23 protein-coding genes are annotated in these 19,368 nt (G+C 59.8%); 6 read left to right on the top strand and 17 right to left on the bottom strand.

Going from position 1 to position 19,368, the window contains the following annotated elements:
• Nucleotide 1: 1 nt before the first annotated feature.
• Both CAURIM_RS00410 and CAURIM_RS00405 read right to left on the bottom strand, forming a co-directional pair.
• Entirely contained in the window at nucleotides 2-1,663 is a 1,662-nt protein-coding gene (locus CAURIM_RS00410) for a DUF885 domain-containing protein (RefSeq protein WP_201828862.1), read from the bottom strand.
• Nucleotides 1,664-1,733: 70 nt separating this feature from the next.
• Nucleotides 1,734-2,303 carry an LOG family protein gene (locus CAURIM_RS00405; RefSeq protein ID WP_070710523.1) on the bottom strand — a complete coding sequence of 190 codons (570 nt, stop codon included), beginning with the start codon at nucleotides 2,301-2,303 and terminating at the stop codon, nucleotides 1,734-1,736.
• A 97-nt stretch (nucleotides 2,304-2,400) separates the two neighbouring features.
• Here CAURIM_RS00405 and CAURIM_RS00400 point away from each other — a divergent pair, with 97 nt between their 5' ends.
• The gene (locus CAURIM_RS00400) at nucleotides 2,401-3,477 is read left to right on the top strand and encodes an ROK family protein (protein WP_201828863.1); all 1,077 of its coding nucleotides are present in this window, start codon (nucleotides 2,401-2,403) and stop codon (nucleotides 3,475-3,477) included.
• On the opposite strand, the gene CAURIM_RS00395 is transcribed toward CAURIM_RS00400, so the two are convergent.
• From CAURIM_RS00395 to amn, 6 genes are all read right to left on the bottom strand, one after another.
• Nucleotides 3,474-4,043: an HAD-IA family hydrolase gene (locus tag CAURIM_RS00395; protein WP_070444412.1), complete on the bottom strand. Its 570-nt coding sequence runs from the start codon at nucleotides 4,041-4,043 to the stop codon at nucleotides 3,474-3,476. The genes CAURIM_RS00400 and CAURIM_RS00395 overlap by 4 nt on opposite strands.
• Nucleotides 3,985-4,371, bottom strand: coding sequence for a hypothetical protein (locus tag CAURIM_RS00390; protein ID WP_070444414.1), 387 nt, complete (start codon nucleotides 4,369-4,371; stop codon nucleotides 3,985-3,987). Before CAURIM_RS00390 ends, CAURIM_RS00395 begins: the two co-directional genes overlap by 59 nt.
• Nucleotides 4,372-4,435: 64 nt before the next feature.
• Entirely contained in the window at nucleotides 4,436-4,918 is a 483-nt protein-coding gene (locus CAURIM_RS00385; protein ID WP_070645020.1) for a ferritin, read from the bottom strand.
• 112 nt (nucleotides 4,919-5,030) lie between these two features.
• Nucleotides 5,031-6,479 carry a SulP family inorganic anion transporter gene (locus CAURIM_RS00380; protein WP_201828864.1) on the bottom strand — a complete coding sequence of 483 codons (1,449 nt, stop codon included), beginning with the start codon at nucleotides 6,477-6,479 and terminating at the stop codon, nucleotides 5,031-5,033.
• On the bottom strand, nucleotides 6,479-6,994 hold the full coding sequence (locus tag CAURIM_RS00375; RefSeq protein WP_010188260.1) for a phosphoribosyltransferase: 516 nt from the start codon (nucleotides 6,992-6,994) through the stop codon (nucleotides 6,479-6,481). Before CAURIM_RS00375 ends, CAURIM_RS00380 begins: the two co-directional genes overlap by 1 nt.
• A gap of 53 nt (nucleotides 6,995-7,047) precedes the next feature.
• Entirely contained in the window at nucleotides 7,048-8,451 is a 1,404-nt protein-coding gene (amn, locus tag CAURIM_RS00370; protein WP_201828865.1) for an AMP nucleosidase, read from the bottom strand.
• A 167-nt stretch (nucleotides 8,452-8,618) separates the two neighbouring features.
• Between amn and CAURIM_RS00365 the strand changes: the two genes are divergently transcribed.
• Nucleotides 8,619-9,368, top strand: a complete 750-nt coding sequence (locus CAURIM_RS00365) for an esterase/lipase family protein (protein WP_201828866.1) — start codon at nucleotides 8,619-8,621, stop codon at nucleotides 9,366-9,368.
• On the opposite strand, the gene CAURIM_RS00360 is transcribed toward CAURIM_RS00365, so the two are convergent.
• The 3 genes from CAURIM_RS00360 to bioB are packed head-to-tail and all read right to left on the bottom strand — an operon-like array spanning nucleotide 9,365 to nucleotide 11,534.
• Nucleotides 9,365-10,288 (bottom strand): Sir2 family NAD-dependent protein deacetylase, encoded by a 924-nt coding sequence (locus CAURIM_RS00360; RefSeq protein ID WP_201828867.1) that lies wholly within the window; start codon nucleotides 10,286-10,288, stop codon nucleotides 9,365-9,367. The two genes, CAURIM_RS00365 and CAURIM_RS00360, sit on opposite strands and share 4 nt — an antisense overlap.
• 11 nt (nucleotides 10,289-10,299) lie before the next feature.
• Nucleotides 10,300-10,554 carry a biotin synthase auxiliary protein BsaP gene (bsaP, locus tag CAURIM_RS00355; RefSeq protein WP_201828868.1) on the bottom strand — a complete coding sequence of 85 codons (255 nt, stop codon included), beginning with the start codon at nucleotides 10,552-10,554 and terminating at the stop codon, nucleotides 10,300-10,302.
• The gene (gene bioB / locus CAURIM_RS00350; RefSeq protein WP_046648630.1) at nucleotides 10,554-11,534 is read right to left on the bottom strand and encodes a biotin synthase BioB; all 981 of its coding nucleotides are present in this window, start codon (nucleotides 11,532-11,534) and stop codon (nucleotides 10,554-10,556) included. Before bioB ends, bsaP begins: the two co-directional genes overlap by 1 nt.
• A 77-nt stretch (nucleotides 11,535-11,611) precedes the next feature.
• Between bioB and CAURIM_RS00345 the strand changes: the two genes are divergently transcribed.
• Complete coding sequence (locus tag CAURIM_RS00345; RefSeq protein ID WP_201828869.1) at nucleotides 11,612-12,928, top strand: M20/M25/M40 family metallo-hydrolase; 1,317 nt, start codon at nucleotides 11,612-11,614, stop codon at nucleotides 12,926-12,928.
• A gap of 41 nt (nucleotides 12,929-12,969) precedes the next feature.
• Entirely contained in the window at nucleotides 12,970-13,485 is a 516-nt protein-coding gene (locus CAURIM_RS00340) for a hypothetical protein (protein WP_236659351.1), read from the top strand.
• Nucleotides 13,486-13,489: 4 nt separating this feature from the next.
• Here CAURIM_RS00340 and CAURIM_RS00335 read toward each other — a convergent pair whose 3' ends face one another.
• On the bottom strand, nucleotides 13,490-13,717 hold the full coding sequence (locus CAURIM_RS00335) for a hypothetical protein (RefSeq protein WP_408909957.1): 228 nt from the start codon (nucleotides 13,715-13,717) through the stop codon (nucleotides 13,490-13,492).
• Between CAURIM_RS00335 and CAURIM_RS12965 the strand changes: the two genes are divergently transcribed.
• Nucleotides 13,664-13,789: a hypothetical protein gene (locus CAURIM_RS12965; RefSeq protein WP_408909962.1), complete on the top strand. Its 126-nt coding sequence runs from the start codon at nucleotides 13,664-13,666 to the stop codon at nucleotides 13,787-13,789. The two genes, CAURIM_RS00335 and CAURIM_RS12965, sit on opposite strands and share 54 nt — an antisense overlap.
• Here the strand turns inward: CAURIM_RS12965 and CAURIM_RS00330 are convergent.
• Both CAURIM_RS00330 and CAURIM_RS00325 read right to left on the bottom strand, forming a co-directional pair.
• A complete protein-coding gene (locus CAURIM_RS00330) occupies nucleotides 13,786-14,376 on the bottom strand; it encodes an esterase/lipase family protein (RefSeq protein ID WP_236659352.1) in 591 nt (196 codons plus the stop codon). The two genes, CAURIM_RS12965 and CAURIM_RS00330, sit on opposite strands and share 4 nt — an antisense overlap.
• Nucleotides 14,324-14,611 carry a lipase family protein gene (locus CAURIM_RS00325; RefSeq protein ID WP_236659353.1) on the bottom strand — a complete coding sequence of 96 codons (288 nt, stop codon included), beginning with the start codon at nucleotides 14,609-14,611 and terminating at the stop codon, nucleotides 14,324-14,326. Before CAURIM_RS00325 ends, CAURIM_RS00330 begins: the two co-directional genes overlap by 53 nt.
• 104 nt (nucleotides 14,612-14,715) lie before the next feature.
• On the opposite strand from CAURIM_RS00325, the gene CAURIM_RS00320 reads away from it, so the two are divergent.
• Complete coding sequence (locus tag CAURIM_RS00320; protein WP_201828872.1) at nucleotides 14,716-15,249, top strand: hypothetical protein; 534 nt, start codon at nucleotides 14,716-14,718, stop codon at nucleotides 15,247-15,249.
• A gap of 426 nt (nucleotides 15,250-15,675) precedes the next feature.
• Here the strand turns inward: CAURIM_RS00320 and CAURIM_RS00315 are convergent, their stop codons facing one another.
• The 3 genes from CAURIM_RS00315 to CAURIM_RS00305 all read right to left on the bottom strand — a co-directional run bounded on the left by CAURIM_RS00315 (nucleotide 15,676) and on the right by CAURIM_RS00305 (nucleotide 19,199).
• On the bottom strand, nucleotides 15,676-16,563 hold the full coding sequence (locus CAURIM_RS00315) for an abortive infection family protein (RefSeq protein ID WP_236659409.1): 888 nt from the start codon (nucleotides 16,561-16,563) through the stop codon (nucleotides 15,676-15,678).
• A 156-nt stretch (nucleotides 16,564-16,719) separates the two neighbouring features.
• Nucleotides 16,720-18,480: a hypothetical protein gene (locus CAURIM_RS00310; protein WP_236659354.1), complete on the bottom strand. Its 1,761-nt coding sequence runs from the start codon at nucleotides 18,478-18,480 to the stop codon at nucleotides 16,720-16,722.
• Complete coding sequence (locus tag CAURIM_RS00305; protein WP_236659355.1) at nucleotides 18,480-19,199, bottom strand: hypothetical protein; 720 nt, start codon at nucleotides 19,197-19,199, stop codon at nucleotides 18,480-18,482. The genes CAURIM_RS00310 and CAURIM_RS00305 overlap by 1 nt, the downstream gene beginning before the upstream one ends.
• Nucleotides 19,200-19,368: the final 169 nt, after the last annotated feature.

Here is a 19,368-nt window from a genome sequence, read left to right as displayed (position 1 = left end):
ACTAGTCCAGAATTGTCTCGCGCAGAATCGACATCGGCACAGAACCTAGGGCCAATGCCTGGGAGTGGAAATCACGTACGTCCATGCCCTGCTCCACGGCAGCGTCGCGGGTCTGCTGCCACAGGCGCTGGCCCAGAGCATAAGACGGCGCCTGGCCCGGCCAGCCCAGGTAACGAGTGACCTCGAAGGAGAGGTTAGCGTCATCCATCGCGGTGTTCTCACGCATGAAGGTCTTGACGTGGGACTTGTCCCAGATGCCGGACGCAGTGCACTCCGGCAACGCCTTGCCCAGGTGGAGTCCGATATCCACCACGACGCGGGCGGCGCGGAAGCGTTGGGCGTCGAGAAGCCCCATGCGGAAGCCCGGATCATCCATGTATCCCAGCTCCGCCATGAGTACTTCAGCGTATAGAGCCCAGCCCTCACCGTGGCCAGAGTTCCACGTCACCGCACGGCGCCATAGGTTGAGGTCCGGCTGGGTCAGCGCGGCGCCAATCTGCAGATGGTGGCCCGGCGCGCCCTCGTGGTGGACGGTTGTCAGCTCCTGCCAGGTGTGGAAAAGCTCCTGGCCAGCCGGTACGGACCACCACATGCGGCCGGGGCGGGAGAAATCATCGGAGGGCGAGGTGTAGAAGATGCCGCCGGTGCCGGCCGGGTCGATACAGCACTCGATTTCTTTAACGGCCTCCGGGATGTCGAAGGCGTTGCCGTCGAGGTCCTTGATCGCGCGGTCCGCGGTGGACTGCATCCACTCCACTAGCGCGTCGGTGCCGTGCAGCTGGTAGCGCTCCTCTTCGTTGAGTTTGCGCATGGCCGCGCGCACGGTGACGTCGGAGCCGTAGAGCTCGTGGGCGATCTTTTCTTGTTCCGCCTTGATGGAGCGCACCTGGTCCATGCCCCACTCATAGGCCTCATCGAGGTCCACGGCATCGCCAACGAAAAGCTTGGAGAAGCGCTCGTAGCGCTCGCGGCCCACCGCATCCTGCGATGGTGCCTGCGGCTGCAGCTCGTTAGAGAGCCAATCGGCGAACTCGCCGAAGGCTTCCTTGGCCGCGTCCACCTCTGGGCCTTCAACGCCAAGGTCCTCGAGCATGGAGCCGGCGTCGGCAAGCCGCTCGCATTGCACGAAGACATCGGAGATCTGGCGCTGCGGCGCGACCATGCCACGCGAAGCCGCCTCGGTGAGGGACTCCTTGTAGCCGTTGAGCGAGGTTGCCACCTTCGACAGGCGCGAACGCAATGCATCAAGTTGCTCCGGGGTGTCCTTCGGCATGAGCATGAGGGTGTCGCGGATGGTCTGCACCGGGGAGGCAATGTTGTTAAGGCAGCGGATGTCCTCACCGGCATGGTGCAGGTCAAGATCCAGGCAGAGACGGTCGCGCAAGACGGCGGCGGTGACGTAGTCCACCTCGTCAAAATCGTCGTCATCGTCGGATTCGTCGGTGGTGTCATCGAGGGCATCGAGATCCGCCATCATCTCACGAGTGCGATCCGCCACGGAGGAGTAGTACTCCGGGGAGAAATCTTCCAACTCACCGTCGAAGCCGGGAATTCCCCACGCGGTGGCATCGGTGGGCGTGAGCTGCGCGAGGTCGTGGACGAAATTATCGCACGACGCGTCCAGCAGCGAAGGCTGGCGCTCTGCGTTCTGGTCAAAACTCATAAGGGCGAAGTCTAACGAAGATCCAGGGGTTTGGGCCAACCCAGCGCCGCCTTATTTACCAGCTTGTTAGCTAATTGTTGCTCCACTTACTTCCCGGGCTTGTCCAGGATGTAAATTCGTTGAGCACTTCAGCAGGAGAGGGGTTCACCACGAGAGCATCGAGGAAGCGCTTCTGAACGAATCCCTCCTGCACCATTGCAGAGTACATTCTTATAAACGGCTGCCAGAATCCCTTCACGTCTACGAGACCCACCGGGCTATCCAGGTTCCCCAACTGTTGCAAGGTGAGCACCTCGGTGAGCTCCTCTAGCGTTCCCACGCCACCCGGCAGGCACACGAAGGCATCCGCGAGTTCCTCCATACGCGTTTTGCGCTGCGCCATGGTGTCCACGACTTCGAGTTTGGTTACCCGCTGGTGTGACATCTCGTAATCAACGAGCTGCCGCGGGATAACCCCAATAACCGTGCCGCCGGCGGCAAGGCAGGAATCTGCGACGATGCCCATCAGGCCTACGTCACCGCCGCCATAAACCAGGGTGAGGTTGCGCCGCGCGAGCTCCTCCCCCAAAAGGTGTGCGGCTTGGCCATAGGCTTCAGAGTTTCCAGCGGCGGAGCCGCAGTACACAGCAACAGAATCCATGAACACTACTCTAACGCAGGCACACTTCTAGACTATGATGTCTACTGAATCCCAATTTCTATTAGACAATGCGGTCTGCTGAATTTATACTTGCGCCATGATTAAATCTGGTCCCGTGTTCACTCGCCCCCGCACCCCAGCGGCGAAGTGCCTCCACATCATTCGACTCAACCCCGTTGTTACCCGCAGTGAACTTGTCGAAGCCACGGGACTCTCCCAGCCGACGATTACCCGCGCCACTGCCGCGCTGCTGGGTGCTGGACTGATTCGTGAGCGCACGGATTTGACGCAGTCCCGCGGCCGCGGGCGCCCCACCGTGCCCCTGGAAGTGGCGGATAATGATTGGATGCTGGTTGGTATTGCGGTTGGCACCGCCTTTACCCGCATCGCCTTCTTCGACACCAAGGGACGCACCCTGCGCGAGGAAGACGTGGCTACCCCGGTGTCGCGCTTGAGTGCAAGCGATGTCATCGAGCACATCATTGCTGGTGTCAACCGCCTGATGACCGGCCTGGATCGACGTTTGGTTTCAGTCGGCGTGACCACCTCCGGCAGCGTGAACGAAGCTGGGCGCATTACCGCCCACAACCTGGGCTGGGACGAGATGGATATCGCCAGCCGTCTGGAGTACCAGTTCGGCGTTCCGGTTGTTGTGTCCTCCGTCATCCCTGCCATCCTGGGATCCGAGACGCAGTCTGCGGAGCTGGGCGCGGAGAAGCCCGTCATGGTGCTCTACGCGGATGACTCCGTTGGCGCCGCGCTGACCTTGGGCGATGAAATTGTGCAGCTCGAACTCGACGAAGCTGACGTCCTGGCCACGCAGGCGATGCTGAATGAGACCGGCGGAGACTCATTCCCAGACGTGGTCGCGAATGCTGATGAAGAAACGCGGGCGCTTCTCGACGGCCGCGCGCGCTCCCTCGGGGCCACCGCTGCTGAACTTTTAACGCAGCATAAGCCCAATACCCTCGTGGTCGCCGGCGGCGCCTTCTCCGATGATCCGGCGGCCCCGAAGCTCTTTGCTTCCGCCGTGCGCCAGGCCACCGATCACCCAGTGGAGCTGCGCATGATTCCTTCGCACACCGAGATTGTTCGCGCCTGCACCCGCGCTGTAGCGCTTGATCCGCTGCTGCGCGTTCCGCTGGAGCTCGGCCGCGAGGCGAAAGCTGCCTAAAAGTAAACCGAGTCGATTCCCGTAAAAAGGTGGGCCTTGAGCCCGAGACGCTGGGCGGCGGTGACGAAGTCCGGCCGATCATCGAAGAAGTGCGTGTCCTTGGCCTGCGCGCCGAGGGCATCCACGGCCACGAGGTAGGCCTCCGGATCCGGCTTGGCTACCCCAATATCGCAGCTCAGCGTCACGGCAGCGCATTCCTTCAGCCAAGGCTGCGTCTGGCGGATCCGAGTTCCCAGAACCGTCGGAACATTCGCCAAAATGCCGACGCTATGCCCTTGAGCAATAAACCCTAGGACCGCGCGCACCATCTCTTCATCGGCGACCAACAGGCGCTCGGTGTCCAGTTCGGTCGCGTGGCTGACGTCAAAGGAGCTCAGTTCCGTCAGCGCGCGAATGCGGCCCCAATACTGCGCATCGCTCAGGTGCCCAGCATTATAGGCAGGGCGAAACTCCTCATAGATGGACCAAAAGTGCTCTACATTTTCGGGACGGAGGTAATCCTCCAACTCAGAGTTCCCGGCGGGCCGCATGAGCACGCCATAAAGGTCGAAGAGCAAACTTGCCATGCGCCCAGTGTAGCCAGACCGCACTAGCTCCAGTCAGCGTGCCCGCCACGAAGAGCGGGAGCGACAGCGTGCCCTGCGCCCACAACGTCGAGGTGGCCCCCACGAGGAACAAGCCGCCGACGCTAAACAGGGAGCGGCTCAACGCCGTCGATGCAGCAGCGGCGCAGAGCAACAGTGCTAGACCCGCGAACGGGCCGAGCATCACGGCGAGAGCGAAGAAGAAGGTTCCCAGCGCCATGTTCGTTGCGGCCAGCCACGTGCCGCCGACCAATGCGATCACAAGGCCGGCCAGGGCACCGCAAATCAGCATCAGGCGCGTTGTAGTCATAAAAGAAATTCTCCCACCAACCGCAGGGGGCTGTGGGAGAATTCCTAGAAACTATATGGCTTCGTTACCGTTGCGCCAGCGAACCATCGATGCGCAGCAGACCCGAGCCGTCATTGCCCACCAGCTTGAGCTGGTCAATGATTTCGGACACGGTGGACTCCTCCTCAACCTGCTCCTCGAGGAACCAGTTGATGAGGGCGCGGGAATCGAGATCCCCGGCGGCATCCGCGGTGCGGGCGATCTCCCGGATCTGCTCCGAGACCTTCTGCTCATGCGCGAGGGAGGCCTCAAAAGCATCGAGCGGGGTGGCGGCCTTGACGGAGCCGACCTGGATATCCTCCAACTCGACGCGGTAGCCGCGGTCCAGCAAGTGCTCGGCGAACTTCTGTGCGTGCTCGCGCTCTTCCTCTGCCTGCTTGAAGAACCAATCGCGCATGCCTGGGAAGGACAGGTTGTCCATCTCGTAGGCCAGCTGAGTGTAAATCAGGGCTGCGCCGTGCTCATTATTGACCTGGGCGTTGAGGAGCGTTTGCAGTTTCTCATCCATAAGAGTTATTCCTTTCGTGTGTTGTTCCCACAATACAGAAAAAAATCGGGCGCGCTAGCAAGGTGATCTTAAGCAAACTCGCACGTCATAACACTTTTTCTGGTAGGTTTACCTAACCCAAATCTGAGATCCGCTGGTAACGCGCGAGGCTAACACCATCAAGGCCCCGGAATTCCACCGCTATTCCACGGCTTGCGTACTTGCTTTCCACAGCCTGGAGTACCGCCACGGTTGAGGCATCCCAAATATCGGCCTCTGAGAAATCCACGATGACCTTCTCCACCGGCAGGGTGTAATCAAAGGCGTAGACCAGATCGTTCGAGGAGGCGAAGAAGAGCTGGCCGCGCACAGTGTAGACGTTGCCTTCTAGCTCCACCGACACGAGGTGGGCGACGCGGCGTGCAAAGGCCACCGAGGCGGTAAGGACACCGAGGATCACACCGACCGCTAGGTTATTCGTGACCAAAGTGCCAACCACCGTCACCAGCATGACGAGGGTTTCGCTCAGAGGCATGCGGTGAATCGTGCGCACCGAGCGCCAATCCACGGTGTGGAAAGACACCATGAACATGACCGCCACGAGAGCAGCCATGGGGATTTTCCCTACGGTGTCCCCCAACACGAGGATGAGGATGAGGAGGAAGACGCCGGCGAGGAACGTCGACAAGCGCGTGCGTGCCTGGGATTCCTTGACGTTGATCATGGTCTGGCCGATCATCGCGCACACGCCCATGCCGCCGATGGCCGCGGCGAGCATGTTGCCGATGCCCTGTCCTACGGATTCGCGTGTCTTATCGGAGTGGGTATCCGTGAGGTCATCGACAAGCTTGGCGGTGAGCAGAGATTCCATGAGGCCGACCAGTGCCACGCCCAGTGCATAGGGAAGGCAGAGGAGGAAGGTCTCGCGGGTAAACGGCACGTCTGGAATGACGAAACCGGGCAGGGAGGTCGGAAGCTCACCTTGATCCGCGACGTCGGGAACCTGCCACCCAAAAATTACAGTCAGCACGGTAACCACCACGATCGCCATGAGCGGGGCGGGGATCACCGTGGTGATTCGGGGCCATACCACCATGATCAGCAGGCCCAATGCGACGAGGACATACACCAGCCACGGCACGTTCCACAGGTGGCTCAGCTGCGCGGTGAACATGAGGATGCCCAGGGCGTTGACGAAACCCAGCATGACGCTGCGGGGGATGAAACGCATGAGCTTGGCGACGCCCAGCACGGCCATCACTACTTGCAAGATGCCCGCCATCCAGATGGTCAGCAGCACGTACTGCAGGCCATGCTCGTGGGCAAGTGGTGCGATGACCACGGCGACCGAACCCGCCGCGGCGGAAATCATGGCCGGGCGCCCGCCGGTGATGGCGATGGACATCGCCATCATGACGGAGGCAAAAAGACCCACCTTAGGGTCGAGTCCGGCGAGGATAGAGAAACTTAAAACTTCCGGGATGAGGGCCAGCGCAACAGCAAGCCCGCCAAACACCTCCTTGCGGAAGCGGGCGGGCGAGCTGAAGGCCGCGCGGAAAGAACCGGCGGAGGCTTCTGGCATTAATGTCCTTCCTGGAAAGAGCCATCGCGGGTGATGACCGGCAGGACCGACCACGCGAAGTTAATCCACTGGTCCGTCTTCTTCCACGAAAAGTCCGGCTCAAAGATGGTGGTCGGCTTGGTGTAGATCACCGCAGACTTGACCTCGGAAGCGGTCTGTTCCAAAAGGTTGACCACGAGGTCGAGGGTCTTGCCGGAATCCGCCACGTCATCAACGACGAGGACCTTCTTGTCCTTGAGCGAGTCCGTATCCAGCTGCGGGTTAAGGAGAATCGGCTCTGGGAGGGTCTCACCAATATCGGTGTAGAACTCCACGTTGATAGCGCCCATCTCCTTGACGCCGATGGCGTAGCCAATGGCGCCGGCCGGGATCAATCCACCGCGGGCCACGCCCACAATGAGGTCAGGGAACCAGCCCGAATCCACGATTTCCTGGGACAGGAAGCGACTGGCCTCACCGAAGACCTCCCAGGTCAGGTTCTCGCGTTCCGGGTTCCACCACTCCGGGGTGCTCATCGTCTAGGTCTCCTTCGCCAGATTTTGCATTTCTTTCAGTTTAATCATCTACCTCAGCGGAACGGAACCTCTGCCACTGTTCGCCGCAGTTTGCGGGTGCGCAGCCGCTCCGGATTCTCCGCTAGGGCCTCCACCGCGCGGACCGCGCACATGACGTGGGCCTCCTTGGAATTCGAATAAAAGGCCTGCGCTTGGGCAGGAAGTTTAGGCACGGCGTGCAATGGAAGATCGGACACGGATAGCAGTGTGCCGTACGGGATGCGGTAGCGGTAGCCGTTGGCGGCGAGGGTGCAGGATTCCATATCTACTGCCACTGCGGTGGAGTGGCGCAGCCATTCCCACAAGTCCCGGGAGGTGCGCCACTCCCAGTTGCGATCATCGGTGGAGAGCACCGTGCCGGTGCGCATGAGCGAATTGTCTTTCCCATACACCTCGTCGACGGCAGCCTCCAGCATGCGCTGGATCTCCGGAATGGCGGGAATCGGGTTGCTGGTGGTGACGGTGCCGTCGAGGATGTGGTCTTCACGCTGATAAGCATTGCCCAGGATGAGATCACCGATGCGCATGCGGCCATCAAGTCCAGCGCAGTGGCCGATCATGATCCAGGCCTCCGGGCGCAGGACTGCCAAGCAGTCCGTGATGGTCTTGGCGTTGGAGGGGCCGACGCCGATGTTGATCATCGTGATGCCATCGCCGCCGGCGGTGATGAGATCAAAGCGCGGCATCTGGTAGCGCGAGGTGAGGGTGAGCTCGTCGACGTCGAGAAGCACCGCGTCGTTGGGGTGGATGGTCTCCCCCGTGGGCAGCACGAGCGCGGTGTAGCGGGAGTCTTCCCGCGCCAGCTCGCGTAGGCCGAACTTGACGAACTCGGTGGTGTGCATGGCGTAGTTGGTGAACAGGATGTACTTCTGCACGGTGTCCACCTCAATGCCGGTGTAGTGCTCGATGCGCGCGCAGGCGATGTCGAAGCGCTGCGGGCCGAAGTGAAAGAGCGGCTTTTCTTTCCCGTGGAAGGCTTTCCATGCGCCATCGACGATTCCGTCGTGGACGGCGTCGAGTGTAGGCCGGGGGATATTGCCCCGGTCCTGGGGAATGTGTGTAGTGCCCCGGATATATTCCGGTGGGATGCGCTCATCTGATTGGCCCACATAAAGATCACACGGGTAGTTGTTGCTAAGCCGCGTGAGCTGCTCTATGAGGTAATCACGAATCAGCCATGGTTTGGAAATCACTGCCGAGTAGCGGCCCTCTTGGTCCACGTAGCCGAAAGGTTCAGAGCGGTCGATGGGCGTCCACTGGCGAATATGCACGGTGATCTTCGGGTAAACCACGTGGCGGTAGGCGTCGTGGTCCCCTGAGGCCAATGCTTCACGTGCAAGCGCACAGGACTTGTCATAAAGCTCGCAGAGGCGAGCAACCGCTTCATTGACGGAATGGACATGCTGCAGGTCAGTCATGCTCGCGAGTGTATCCATGAAAGAAGCCCGCCGCGTGGAAGCGGCGGGCCCTATCCCCATGACTAATCCGGTAACGCGTGCGGTGTGGAGCTCACCGCCGGCCCGTATTAGGCAAGCCTTAGCTTAGTACGAAAGTTGGATAGGGGTCAAGAGTAAACTGAAATTCCATGATCCCACTCCCCCTCGGCGCCCGCAGACATCCACGCGGCGTCTACGAAGACGACTGGTCCGCGCGTCCCACCGCCGAACGGCCTTGGCCGGTTGTTTTAATCCACGGAACCTGCGACAGCAAGGGGATATGGCAGGTTCTCGCAGGAATGCTCCGCGCCGCTGGCTGGGCCACCTTCGCCCCTGACTACGGGACCCGCGCCACCGGCCCCCTGCAGGAATCCGCCCGGCAGCTCGACGCCTACATCAACGCCGTCCGCACCGTTACCGGCGCTGAAAAAGTAATCCTCGTCGGGCATTCACAAGGTGGATTATTGGCTCGGTACTGGATGCGCATGCACGGCGGTGCGGAGTTTGTACGGCACGTCGTCTGTATCAGTGCGCCCAATCACGGCACGACCCAGGGTGGAATCGCCAGCCCCCTCTTTCGCAGCGAAAGGCAGGAGGAAGTGGCGCGCTCGCTTATCGACGCCTGGTTTGGCCCCGCCGGAATGCAGCAAGTGACCGGCAGCAAGATTGTGGAGGATACGAACCGCGGCAGTGAGGTCGAGCCCGGGGTGAGCTATACGTGCATCGCCACGCGCTCCGATGCCATCGTGGTTCCGCCCAACACCTGTTTCCTCAATGGCCAGCAGGTAAGAAATATCTATATTCAGGACATCGAGCGCCTTGCCATTATTCGCCACGAGGATATGCCCATGGATAAACGGGTCTGCCAGGTAATCCTCGAAGAACTGGAGCAACTCTAGAGTTCTAGCTCGTCCAGGATCGCATCGAAAGCCGGGCCCACTTGTGTGCGCCACAGGGTATCCACCCGATCATCCGCGCGGCCTGGTCCGCCGTTGATGGTGGCTACGCGCTTGCCCTGTTTCTTGGCCTCCAGAACGAAGCGAAAGCCGCTCATCACCGCCAGCGAGGAGCCGGCTACCAGCAGGGAGTCAGATGCGTTGACCATCGCGTAGGCGGCATCTTTCTTGTGGGTGGGAACGGGCTCACCAAAATAGACCACGTCTGGCTTGAGGCGCTGTGAGCCGCACCGCACGCAGCCGGGCATGACAAATTCTTCGACCGCTTCTTGGCTGAGGGCAACATCGCCATCTGGATTGACGTCCTCTTTGTCTACTGCCCAGCGTTGGAGGTATGTCGGGTTGGCTGTGGCGGCGCGGGCGTCGTAGTCCGCGCGTGTTTCTTCGTATCCGCAGCTCAAGCACACCACGTGCTGCATGTCTCCGTGCAGGGCGATGAGGGTGTGCTGCCCGGCTTCCTCGTGCAGGCCGTCGACGTTTTGGGTGACAACACCTTTAAGTAGTCCGGCGCGCTCGAGTTCGACCAAAGCGTAGTGCGTGCGGTTGGGGTGTGCGGCCTGCATGACCCGCCAGCCGACGAAAGCACGCGCCCAGTAGCGGTGCGAGGCCTGCGGGTCGTGCAGGAACTCCTGGTAGGTCATGGGGCGGTGGCGGCTGAGGGAGCCGTTCGGGCCGCGGTAATCCGGCACGCCCGATTCCGTGGATACGCCTGCCCCGGTGAGGACCATGACGTTGCCGTGGCGCAGTTGATCGGTGACGGCGTCTAGTGCTTGTTGTTGGGGAGTCGGCTCAGCGATCTCGGAGACAACACGGGAAATCGAGCGCAACGCAGACTGATGGGCGTGGGCAACGGCGGGATCCATGGTGCCCCAGCTTAGGGCAGAGCCTCCTCATAGAGGTGATCCGAGTCGAGCTCGCCGTGGCGCGAACAGTGCGCGTTCCAGCCGTCCGGGCGCACCTGAACCACCATGCGGCGCCCGCACAGCTGGCAATAGCGCGGGACGTCGAGGCCAGCCGCGGCCGCCGGGTGCAAGGTGAATTCCTCGCTCAGTGGCTTGCCGGTATTGGGATGGAACAGCGGCTCCTCGCCGGCAAGGACGGCGGCGGCCAGCTCCGTCGAATTTTTCATCAGAGCGCCTTGATGGGCAGGTCGATGCGGCCGAGCATGTCGACGTCCTTTTCAATCTGCTTGCCCAGCGTGGTCAGGTAGTTGCCGGCGATGATGGCGTTGATGCCGCCGAGGAGGCCCTTTTCCGTGCCGTCGTCACCGAGCGAGAGCTCGCGGCCACCCGCAAAGCGCAGGGTTACAGACGGCATGGCCAAGCGGAAGGCGGCAACGGCGCGCAGCGCCTCGCCGAGCGGGACCAGTGGGTAGTTCGCGAACGGAGTGCCCGGGCGCGGGTCGAGGAAGTTCATCGGAACCTCGCAAGGCTCAATCTGCGCCAGCTGGTAGGCAAACTCGGCGCGATCCTCAAGGGATTCGCCCATACCGATGATACCGCCGGAACAAATCTCCATGCCGACAGCACGGACGTTCTCGAGGGTTTCTTTGCGCTCCTCCCAGGTGTGGGTCGTGACCACGTTGGGGAAGAAGGACTTGGACGTCTCCAGGTTGTGGTTATAGCGCTGGGCGCCCATATCCTTAAGGCGCTGCGCCTGCTCGCGGGTGAGGGTACCTAGGGATAGGGAGATTTCGATATCGACTTCATCCAGGATGGCCGGGATGGCCTCGGCAACCTGGGACAGCAGGTTCTCATCTGGGGCCTTAACGGCCGCCACGATGCAGAACTCCGTAGCGCCGGTTTTGGCGGTCTTCTTGGCGGCCTCCACCAGCTCCGGGATGTTCAGGCGGGCGGCGCGTACTGGGGACTCGAACAGGCCTGACTGCGAGCAGAAGTGGCAATCCTCCGGGCAGCCGCCGGTCTTGATGGAGATGATGCCTTCCACGGAGACGTCCGGGCCGCACCACTTGAGACGGGTTTGATGCGCGATGTCCGCAATCTCTTCCAGCTGCTCATCCGGGATCTGAAGAACCTGCAGGAGCTCTTCTTCGTTGAGGCCGATGCCCTGCTCCAGGGCCTTCTCACGTGCGATATCTACGATGCTCATGCGGGAAACCTTACTTGAACACCGTTCAAGTTGTGGTAAATCGACGCATTTTATTGTGCACGGCTACCCTTTATGCCATGGATTCCACGCTCTACGACGACACCCTCGCATTACTCCAGGAGCTTATTCGCAATGCCTGCGTGAATGACCTCACGCCAGACTCCGGCAACGAGGTCCACAACGCCGATACCTTGGAGCGGTTTTTCGCAGGCACCCCAGTGGAGATTCAACGCTTTGAATCGCACCCAGGCCGCGTGACCATCGTGGTGACCGTTCCGGGTGACCCGGACAAAGAGCCGCTGACGCTCATGGGCCACACGGATGTCGTGCCCGTCGACGAGCCCAAGTGGACCAAGCCACCCTTCGACGCCGTCATCGAAGATGGCAAGCTCTACGGCCGCGGCGCAGTGGACATGCTCTTCATTACGGCGACGATGGCGGCGGTGACTCGCGATGTGGCCAAGCGCGGCAACCCAGGCGGCACCTTGGCGTTCGTGGGCATGGCGGACGAGGAGGCCCGCGGCGGTTTGGGCTCCATCTGGATGGACAAACACCACCCCGAGGCCTACTCGGTGCGCAACTGCCTCTCGGAGACCGGCGGCAGCCACCTGCCCGGCGCGCTCGGCTTCAACGTCGGCGAGAAGGGCGCGGGCCAGCGCCGCCTGCACGTGCACGGCGATGCCGGCCATGGCTCAACGCCCTTCGGCAAGGACTTTGCCATTGTCAAGATCGGTGAGGTCGCTCGCCGCATCGCCGCCGCTAAGCCGCCCGTGGCCACGGATAAGGTGTGGCAGGGATTCGTCAAGACCTTCCGCTTTGACCCCGCAACGGAGGCAGCGCTTCTCGACGGCTCCGCTACCGCCGCCGACTATGAGAAGTTCGGTAGATTGTCCGCCTACGCCCACGCCTTCTCGCACACGACGATTGCCCAAACTGTCCTGCGTGCAGGTGGTGCCATCAACGTGCTACCCTCCCACGCCTACCTGGAGATGGACGTCCGCCCCTTCCCTGGCCAGACCCAGGAGGAGCTTGATGAGTTCCTACGCGAAGCCCTCGGCGATATGGCCGAGGAGGTAGAGATCGAGCACCTTATTACTGAGGACGCCACACAGTCCTCCACCGATACTGAACTGTGGCGTTGCATTAAAGAGACCGTCCACGAGTTCTTCCCGGATAAGGAAGTACTGCCAGTGCTGGCAACAGGTGGCTCCGACCTGCGCGTGGCGCGCCGCCGCGGTGGCAATGCCTACGGTTTTGCACTGCATGCGGAAGGCCGGGACATGGCCAGCGCAAACTCGCAGCTGCACAGCCACGATGAGCACCTTTACCTGGAAGACTTGGATTTGACTGTGAAGGCGTATTTTTCGCTGGTAAATCGTTTCCTGGCGCGTTAGTACTTGCACAAACGTGTAAAAGCTGTGGCACAATGTGGCGCATGAGAAATAAGCTTGTCCTCTGCTCCGTTGCTGCCGCCATCGGTCTGTCCGCTCCTACCGCCTCCGCCGACATGGTGGATGACTATCTGGCCAAGGTCCCGGCCGGCCAGATTTCCTGTGAGCAGGCCACCAAGTACTACACCAACCCGTCCGACTACAACAGCAAGAAGTCCCAGGCACTTGCTGCTGCTAACTTCCACCCGCGCGGTGCCGAGATCCGCGATGCCGTCGCCCGCGCCGACGAGGTTATCGCTCGCTGCGGCCTGAACGGTGGCGGTGGTGCACCTACCAACAATGGTGGTGCCCCGACCAACAACACCGCTCCTGCCAACAACGGTGGTGGCCACAACGGCGGTCACAGTGCTCCAGCCAATAACGGCAATAACGCCCCAGCGAACAACGCTTTTCCGACCTTCCCGGTGACCATCGGCAACTTCACCTTCAACGTCCCAGACATTCTGGCGTACCTGAAGACCCTCGTCGAGGGCACCCCGCTGGCCCCGCTTTTGCCGTAGTTGCCTAGCTGAAATACGTCCCCGCGTGCAGCGCACAGCCTGGATTGAAAGCGTGCCCGCACGCGGGGCATTTATATGCCGAATATTCGGCGTAGGTCATTGTTCGGCCGCAGGCCCCACACATGACACACAGCTCGTCCTTCGGCATAGGCCCGAAGTCATGTTCCGTTAATTCCGCATGACACAGCGAGCACGCGAACCAGCCGCCGCAGGCGTGGCACTTGTTCGCAATGACGTCGACAAGCGTGTGCCAGTGGTGGCACCGGCCTTCCGCGTCGATGGCCCCTTGGATTTGTGTCACTAGCGCGTTAGCCCCCAAATGATCTGCTCGTGCACGCGCGGGTCGTGAGGTAACTGCCCATGGTCGACGGGGGCGGACTCCACGTTGGCCACGTCCGCACCCGGCACAGCGCTGAGCTCGGAGGTCCGATTCGGTGTCACGGTATTATCCGCCGACGAGTAGATGGACGTGTAGGTCACTCCGGGCGCGGTGTCCGGAAGCTGATTGAGGTCCTCCATAAAGTCCGAGCCCTGCAACTGCTGGATGCCCGCGCTGGTGCCCAGGAAATCAACCACATCGGGCGCAATTTTCGCCGCCCTGTTGAGGGGCGTTGCTCTGTCACCCCACGTTGTCCCGTGGAAGTTCGCACCGATTGTAACCACTCGGTTCACTTCCTCTGCTGAGCCGTAGAGCTGCGTGAAGGTCTTGGTGTGCAGGCCGCCTTGGGAGAAACCGACGAGGTTTACTTTGTGTGCTCCGGTGACCTCACGGATGTGCTCGATGTGCCCGGCTATTTCGCGCCCAGAAGCATCCAGATCCGCAATGCCTTTCATGTAGTCATAGGCGTTCTGATAGGTGACATCCTCGGCGCCGTAGTCGAAGGCCCACACACATGCCCTGCTCGGTGAGTTTTGGGATGAGGTCATTCCAATCGGCCGCGTTGGCTGAGGTGCCGTGGAGAAGGACGACCGGCTCGGTGACGGAACCCGTGGGCTTGCAGTCAGGATCGTTGATGCCGAGATCCTGCGCGGCGGAGGTCTCCATGGTCTGGGCATGCGCTGGAACTGGAGCGGCGGTGCCGAGGAGAATGGCGAGGAACGCGCGCTGCAGAAAGCCGTTTTTCATGAGAGACTAGCTTATCCTCCAAGGCTGGCCACCTGCTGTGTGATTCCTGTGCGGAATTGAGGTAGTGCCCATTAGTATGAGGAAGAGTAGCCAAAGGATCTGAAATGAAACGAATTCTCCCCCTTGCCGCTGCGCTCTTCGTACTCAGCGGCTGCACTTCTCTCGACGTCGAATCCACTCTTGAGAGTGAGACGCCACCAAGCACAAGCACCAGCGTTACTGAAACAGCAGAAGAGACCCCACACCCCACTCTTCCTGCTGCTGAGGAAAGCGCCGAAGATATCGGCGTGGATCAACCGCAAGAAGAAGTCATCGGCTTCACCGAGGCTCCCGGCGCGGCGCAGCCTTCTCCGATGGAGAAAACCATCGAATCCTGCGGTGACGTCTCACTGCACGAGACCGGAACGACATTCTTCAGCGATGGAACTTCTGGCTGGACACAACAGTGCGCCGACGAAATGATGGCCGCGAATCCCCCAGTGCAAGAGGCCGCCGCTATTTACGAAGCACCCGCCGTGCAGGAGAACTACGTTCACCCCGGCGCGTATTGCAATGGCGGTAGCGGCGTATCAAAGAAAGGTGTCCCGATGACGTGCGCACCCGCTTCTGATGGCAGGATGCGCTGGCAAAGCGCTTAAGCCGGCGGTACACCCCTTCTCACGAACCTGTCACTGTCGTTCACGGTAAATAAGGGCGAAAAATTTCAAATTTCTGGCCACTATTCACCGTGAACGTAGGGTTTATCCGGAAAACGACAACAGCCCCGCAAGAAGATACGGGGCTGTTACAGCGTGTGATGTTCACGATGGCAGCTCAGGACTGTTTTTTAAGAAGCGGCTCCCGACCTGCATGTATATAATCTCCCGAGAATTAATTCCACTATTTGGGCTCTTCAATCGACCGCGAAATAGGCCCTAAAATCACCGCCTGTCCACTCGCCTCTTGGGCCTAGCACATACTGCGGACATGAGAAAAGCTCGTCCAGCATAGCCAGACGAGCTTTAGAACATTTGTCTTAAAAATTGTCCAGAGCTTTTATTTAACGAGATTCCACCACTAGGAAGTCAGTCTCTCTCGTTTGAATCCTCAAAACGCCAAGGCGCGGTTTCGGAGGAAAAGGTTGTAAGCATCATCTCACACCAAAGACGAGCGGCATTCACGGCCAGCTCCGCATGCCGCTGCTCTAAACCCGACCTTAAACTCCCAGGTCCGTGCCCAGTCCCATAGCTATTGCGAAGTTCGGCAAGGCCCAAGGCAACATTACCGGCGCCATTGAGTATCTGCCTTACAGCCTGCAGTTTGTCCGGTCCGAGCTGTTGATTTCCGTCCGACAATCCAATGGAGTGCTGGGCTTTTCTCAGTAGAGGGCCCATTTTGAGTTTCGGATCGTATTCAACTTTTCTCTCCTTGAGAATTAGCTTTGCGGTGGTTTCAACCAGTTCCTTCGCTTGCCCAATAACCAATTCTGGATCCGAATCGCGTAAGGCCCCAGACAGACGATCTAAGTGGACAAAAATAGCGCCCGGCTCGGTTAAACCTTGCAAGTCTTCTGGCGAAATCTCAAGACTCTGCGGTAATTGAATCAGCCGCTTGTCCGAAACTTCAAGACCCGCAGCCTCAATTTTTCGCGTGAGCTTGTCAAACTCTCTGTCACGGAGAGCCAGGTATTCTTCTGACCATCCATTCCAAACTTCCAACAGAGTTTCTTGAAAAACCCTGAGAGCACGTGCGGCCTCTCCGTGAGACGTCCAGTCGACTTGACGAATATACGCCTCATACAAAGACACCCGCTCCCCGCCGATTGGCTCTACCGAAGAAGGCTCAGAAAATCCCTCCGACTCCCACATGCTTCGAATTTCACGAAGCACAATGCTGCTGGTCATATCACGCACAAAGACACGAATACCTACAGGTACAAGCTCTTTCGGTTCCATTCCACTTCTACCATTCATCAGGTCCAATTATCGCTATCGTACCCCGCAGTCTTTGACCTAAAACACAACTTCTGACTCCATCAACTTCGATTTACGGGCCACTGACGCCCTATATCCTCAGCCCGCAAACACCCCAGACAGTATCAGCTATACGTAGGACTCCCAGGTACACAATTAAGTCCGGGGCGGGACCTTGGCCAGGTCTCGGCCGGTGTCCTCACGAACCATCCGGAGTCGTCGTGTCATCGAGTCTTGGCTTGCGGTTTTCCGCTCGAATTGCTCTTGGATCGCAAGGTTCGTCGAGGCCACCCATAGGGCGAGCGTGATGTAGAGCATCGGCTCACGCCGAACACCACGCTTGAAAGATTCCATGCCAGTAACGTGCGGCGATTTCATAATCGAAAAACGTTGCTCGGTAATAGCGCGAGCTGCTTCATAATAAGTCGCATGCTCCCAGGAGCCAGGAACGAGACCCCACTGGGCACGTTTCCACTGTTCAGGGGTAAGTGTGTGGGTAATGCTGGATTTTGAGCAGCATTTATAGCGATCTGCACTCCAGCTGGGTGAAATTTCTGGTGCCTCCTCGGGTGATTGAGTCATGGACGCCGGTTTGAGTGGGCATCGCACTCGCCCCTGCACGGCGGGGCAGACCAAATCGATTTTCACGGGCCGTTCAGCCTCATGTTCATCCTTACGAGGGCGGCCACGGCCTTGACGCGCCCGATAAGGACGAGAATTAGTCCCCATGATCAGTGGGAATAAAGCTTCGAGCTGAGCATCATGGCGCTCAAAACCATCGTCCTCTCCAAGCAGCTCCATTGTGCGTCGGACAATCTTCCCGTCGCCTGCGATCCCACGCGCAGCAGGACAGTAAAACTCACCCGCGATTTGCAGTGGTCCACTGGCAGGTTCGTCCCCAGAAGCGCTGTCAGATGCGAAAACAGTACGCCAGGACTTGGGATAGCGAACAACAGGAGCATAGCCTGCGGCGAGAAGCTCGTCGTTAAAGTGCTGTTTGACGTTGTAGCCCATGTCGACGGTCAGCAATGGCAAGCGACCACGCTTAATGCGCTGGTCAAACCCATTTTCTTGATGAAACCGAATAGCACGCGTCAAACCCTGGACCGAGCCCGAACTCGGTTTATCAATCGAAATCCCCGTAATGACCGGGGCTACCGAATACACGGCTTTCGGGGGACCGACGCGGCACACAGCAGTAATGCCGACAGCCACACCGCCTTTGGTGCTGCGACGGGTGCCCAACTCGGAATGCAGGGAGTGATCTTCGCGATCTCGAATGTAGTAGGCACCCGAGTACGCCGCTCCGCGACGTTTCGTATCGCGGCTGCCTAACCCCATCGACTGACCCGCCAAATCAATAATCGTCTCGTCGGCGATGATATCGCCGCGATATCCTTTGGGGGCTTGCTCGTGGATTGAGCCTGCCACCAGAGCGTTGACAACCTGATGAAGTCTCTCGGACGCAATCTCAGAGGCTTGCTCTTGCTCCGGAGAACGCGCGGCCATCATTCGACGATGATCACCATTTTTCACACGGCGCGCAGGAGCCTCCGGCAGTGAATCAAGTGGCTCAAGCCGCCGCGTTAGCCACATGGCAAAAGCTCTGTAGGTGCCCTCGCCGCAAGAAAGGTCTAGATCAAGCCGGTCCTGTTGGGCGGGGTCTAGGGTCCATAGGGTGCGCCAGATCTCCGCCATCGTAGGAACACGCCGAATCCCAATCAGGGCCAAACCCACGGTGAGCACCCCCAGCATTGAGTATTTCGGGCCGGTGGATCTCCGTCCGCCCACGCCACGGTCCTGGGAAAAATAAAATTCGATCATCCGATGCGCTCCAGATTTTTCTATCACAGCCGCGCAGCTGTCCACATAGTCCGGAGAGATCATCACCCTTTGCTCCTGCACTGCAACGGTCATCAGAGGTCCTCCCCTTCGCAGTGCAGCAAGGCTTTTGCCTCGTCTTCCGGTGAAAACTTCGGGAGATCCGCTTCCAGATCATGCAGCACCCGCAGGTCCGCGATGCCTGCCATTTTCATCAGCATCGCCGCCGGGACCCCCGGGTCAGAGGCCAGTTTTACCACCCAACGATTCCTCAGCGCCGCCGCATTAAATCCAGGAAAGCCCTGCTCAACGAGCTCCTCCGAGACATGACAGATTGCATTCCTAGGCATGGAATTCCCCACAATAGGGAATACAAAGCCGCTGCCGACCTCGCGTGCCCGAGTCAAAAGACGATGCCCTCGAACGGGACACACGACCGGCACCACACGAGAGACAACACCCCGCTTTCGCACCGCAATCTGAACAGCAGTGCATTCGGGCAGCTCAAGAAGGGAGATGTCGCTTCCTCGCAGGTGACGGATCTCCTGAGACGACAGCCCCGCGCCCGTAGTCAGATCTAAGATCGTCAGCAGTTGCGCGCGCAGCACCGGTCGCAGGCTCGGAGCAATCGCATACAGCTCATTCTCCAGGGATGTTTTCGCGGCCGGAACGGCCTTGCGGCGCGGCCCTCGCTGACGATGCGGCTCAGGAAATTCATGAGGATACAACGTCCGGCCTGCAGCATAGAGGATTGTCCGGTAAGTGCGCTGTGACCTGCGAGAAAAGACGTCATCCCGGAAAAGCCATTTATCCACTGCAGGGCGTGTCAGCGCTCGTTCTTCGTCAACCGAGCCGAAAACAATCGCCTCATCGTAGAGATATCGCGCTACAACACGCGCAGCCTTGACATCAGCAACCTCATCTATAGCTCGGGTGTGCGCTTGGACAAGCGCTGCACGGTCAATAGCCTCACTCCGCAGCGGT

The organism is Corynebacterium aurimucosum (genome assembly GCF_030408555.1).
Lineage (GTDB): Bacteria > Actinomycetota > Actinomycetes > Mycobacteriales > Mycobacteriaceae > Corynebacterium > Corynebacterium aurimucosum.
Note: the sequence above shows the minus strand (reverse complement) of the source record. Positions and strands in the feature narration are given on the sequence as shown.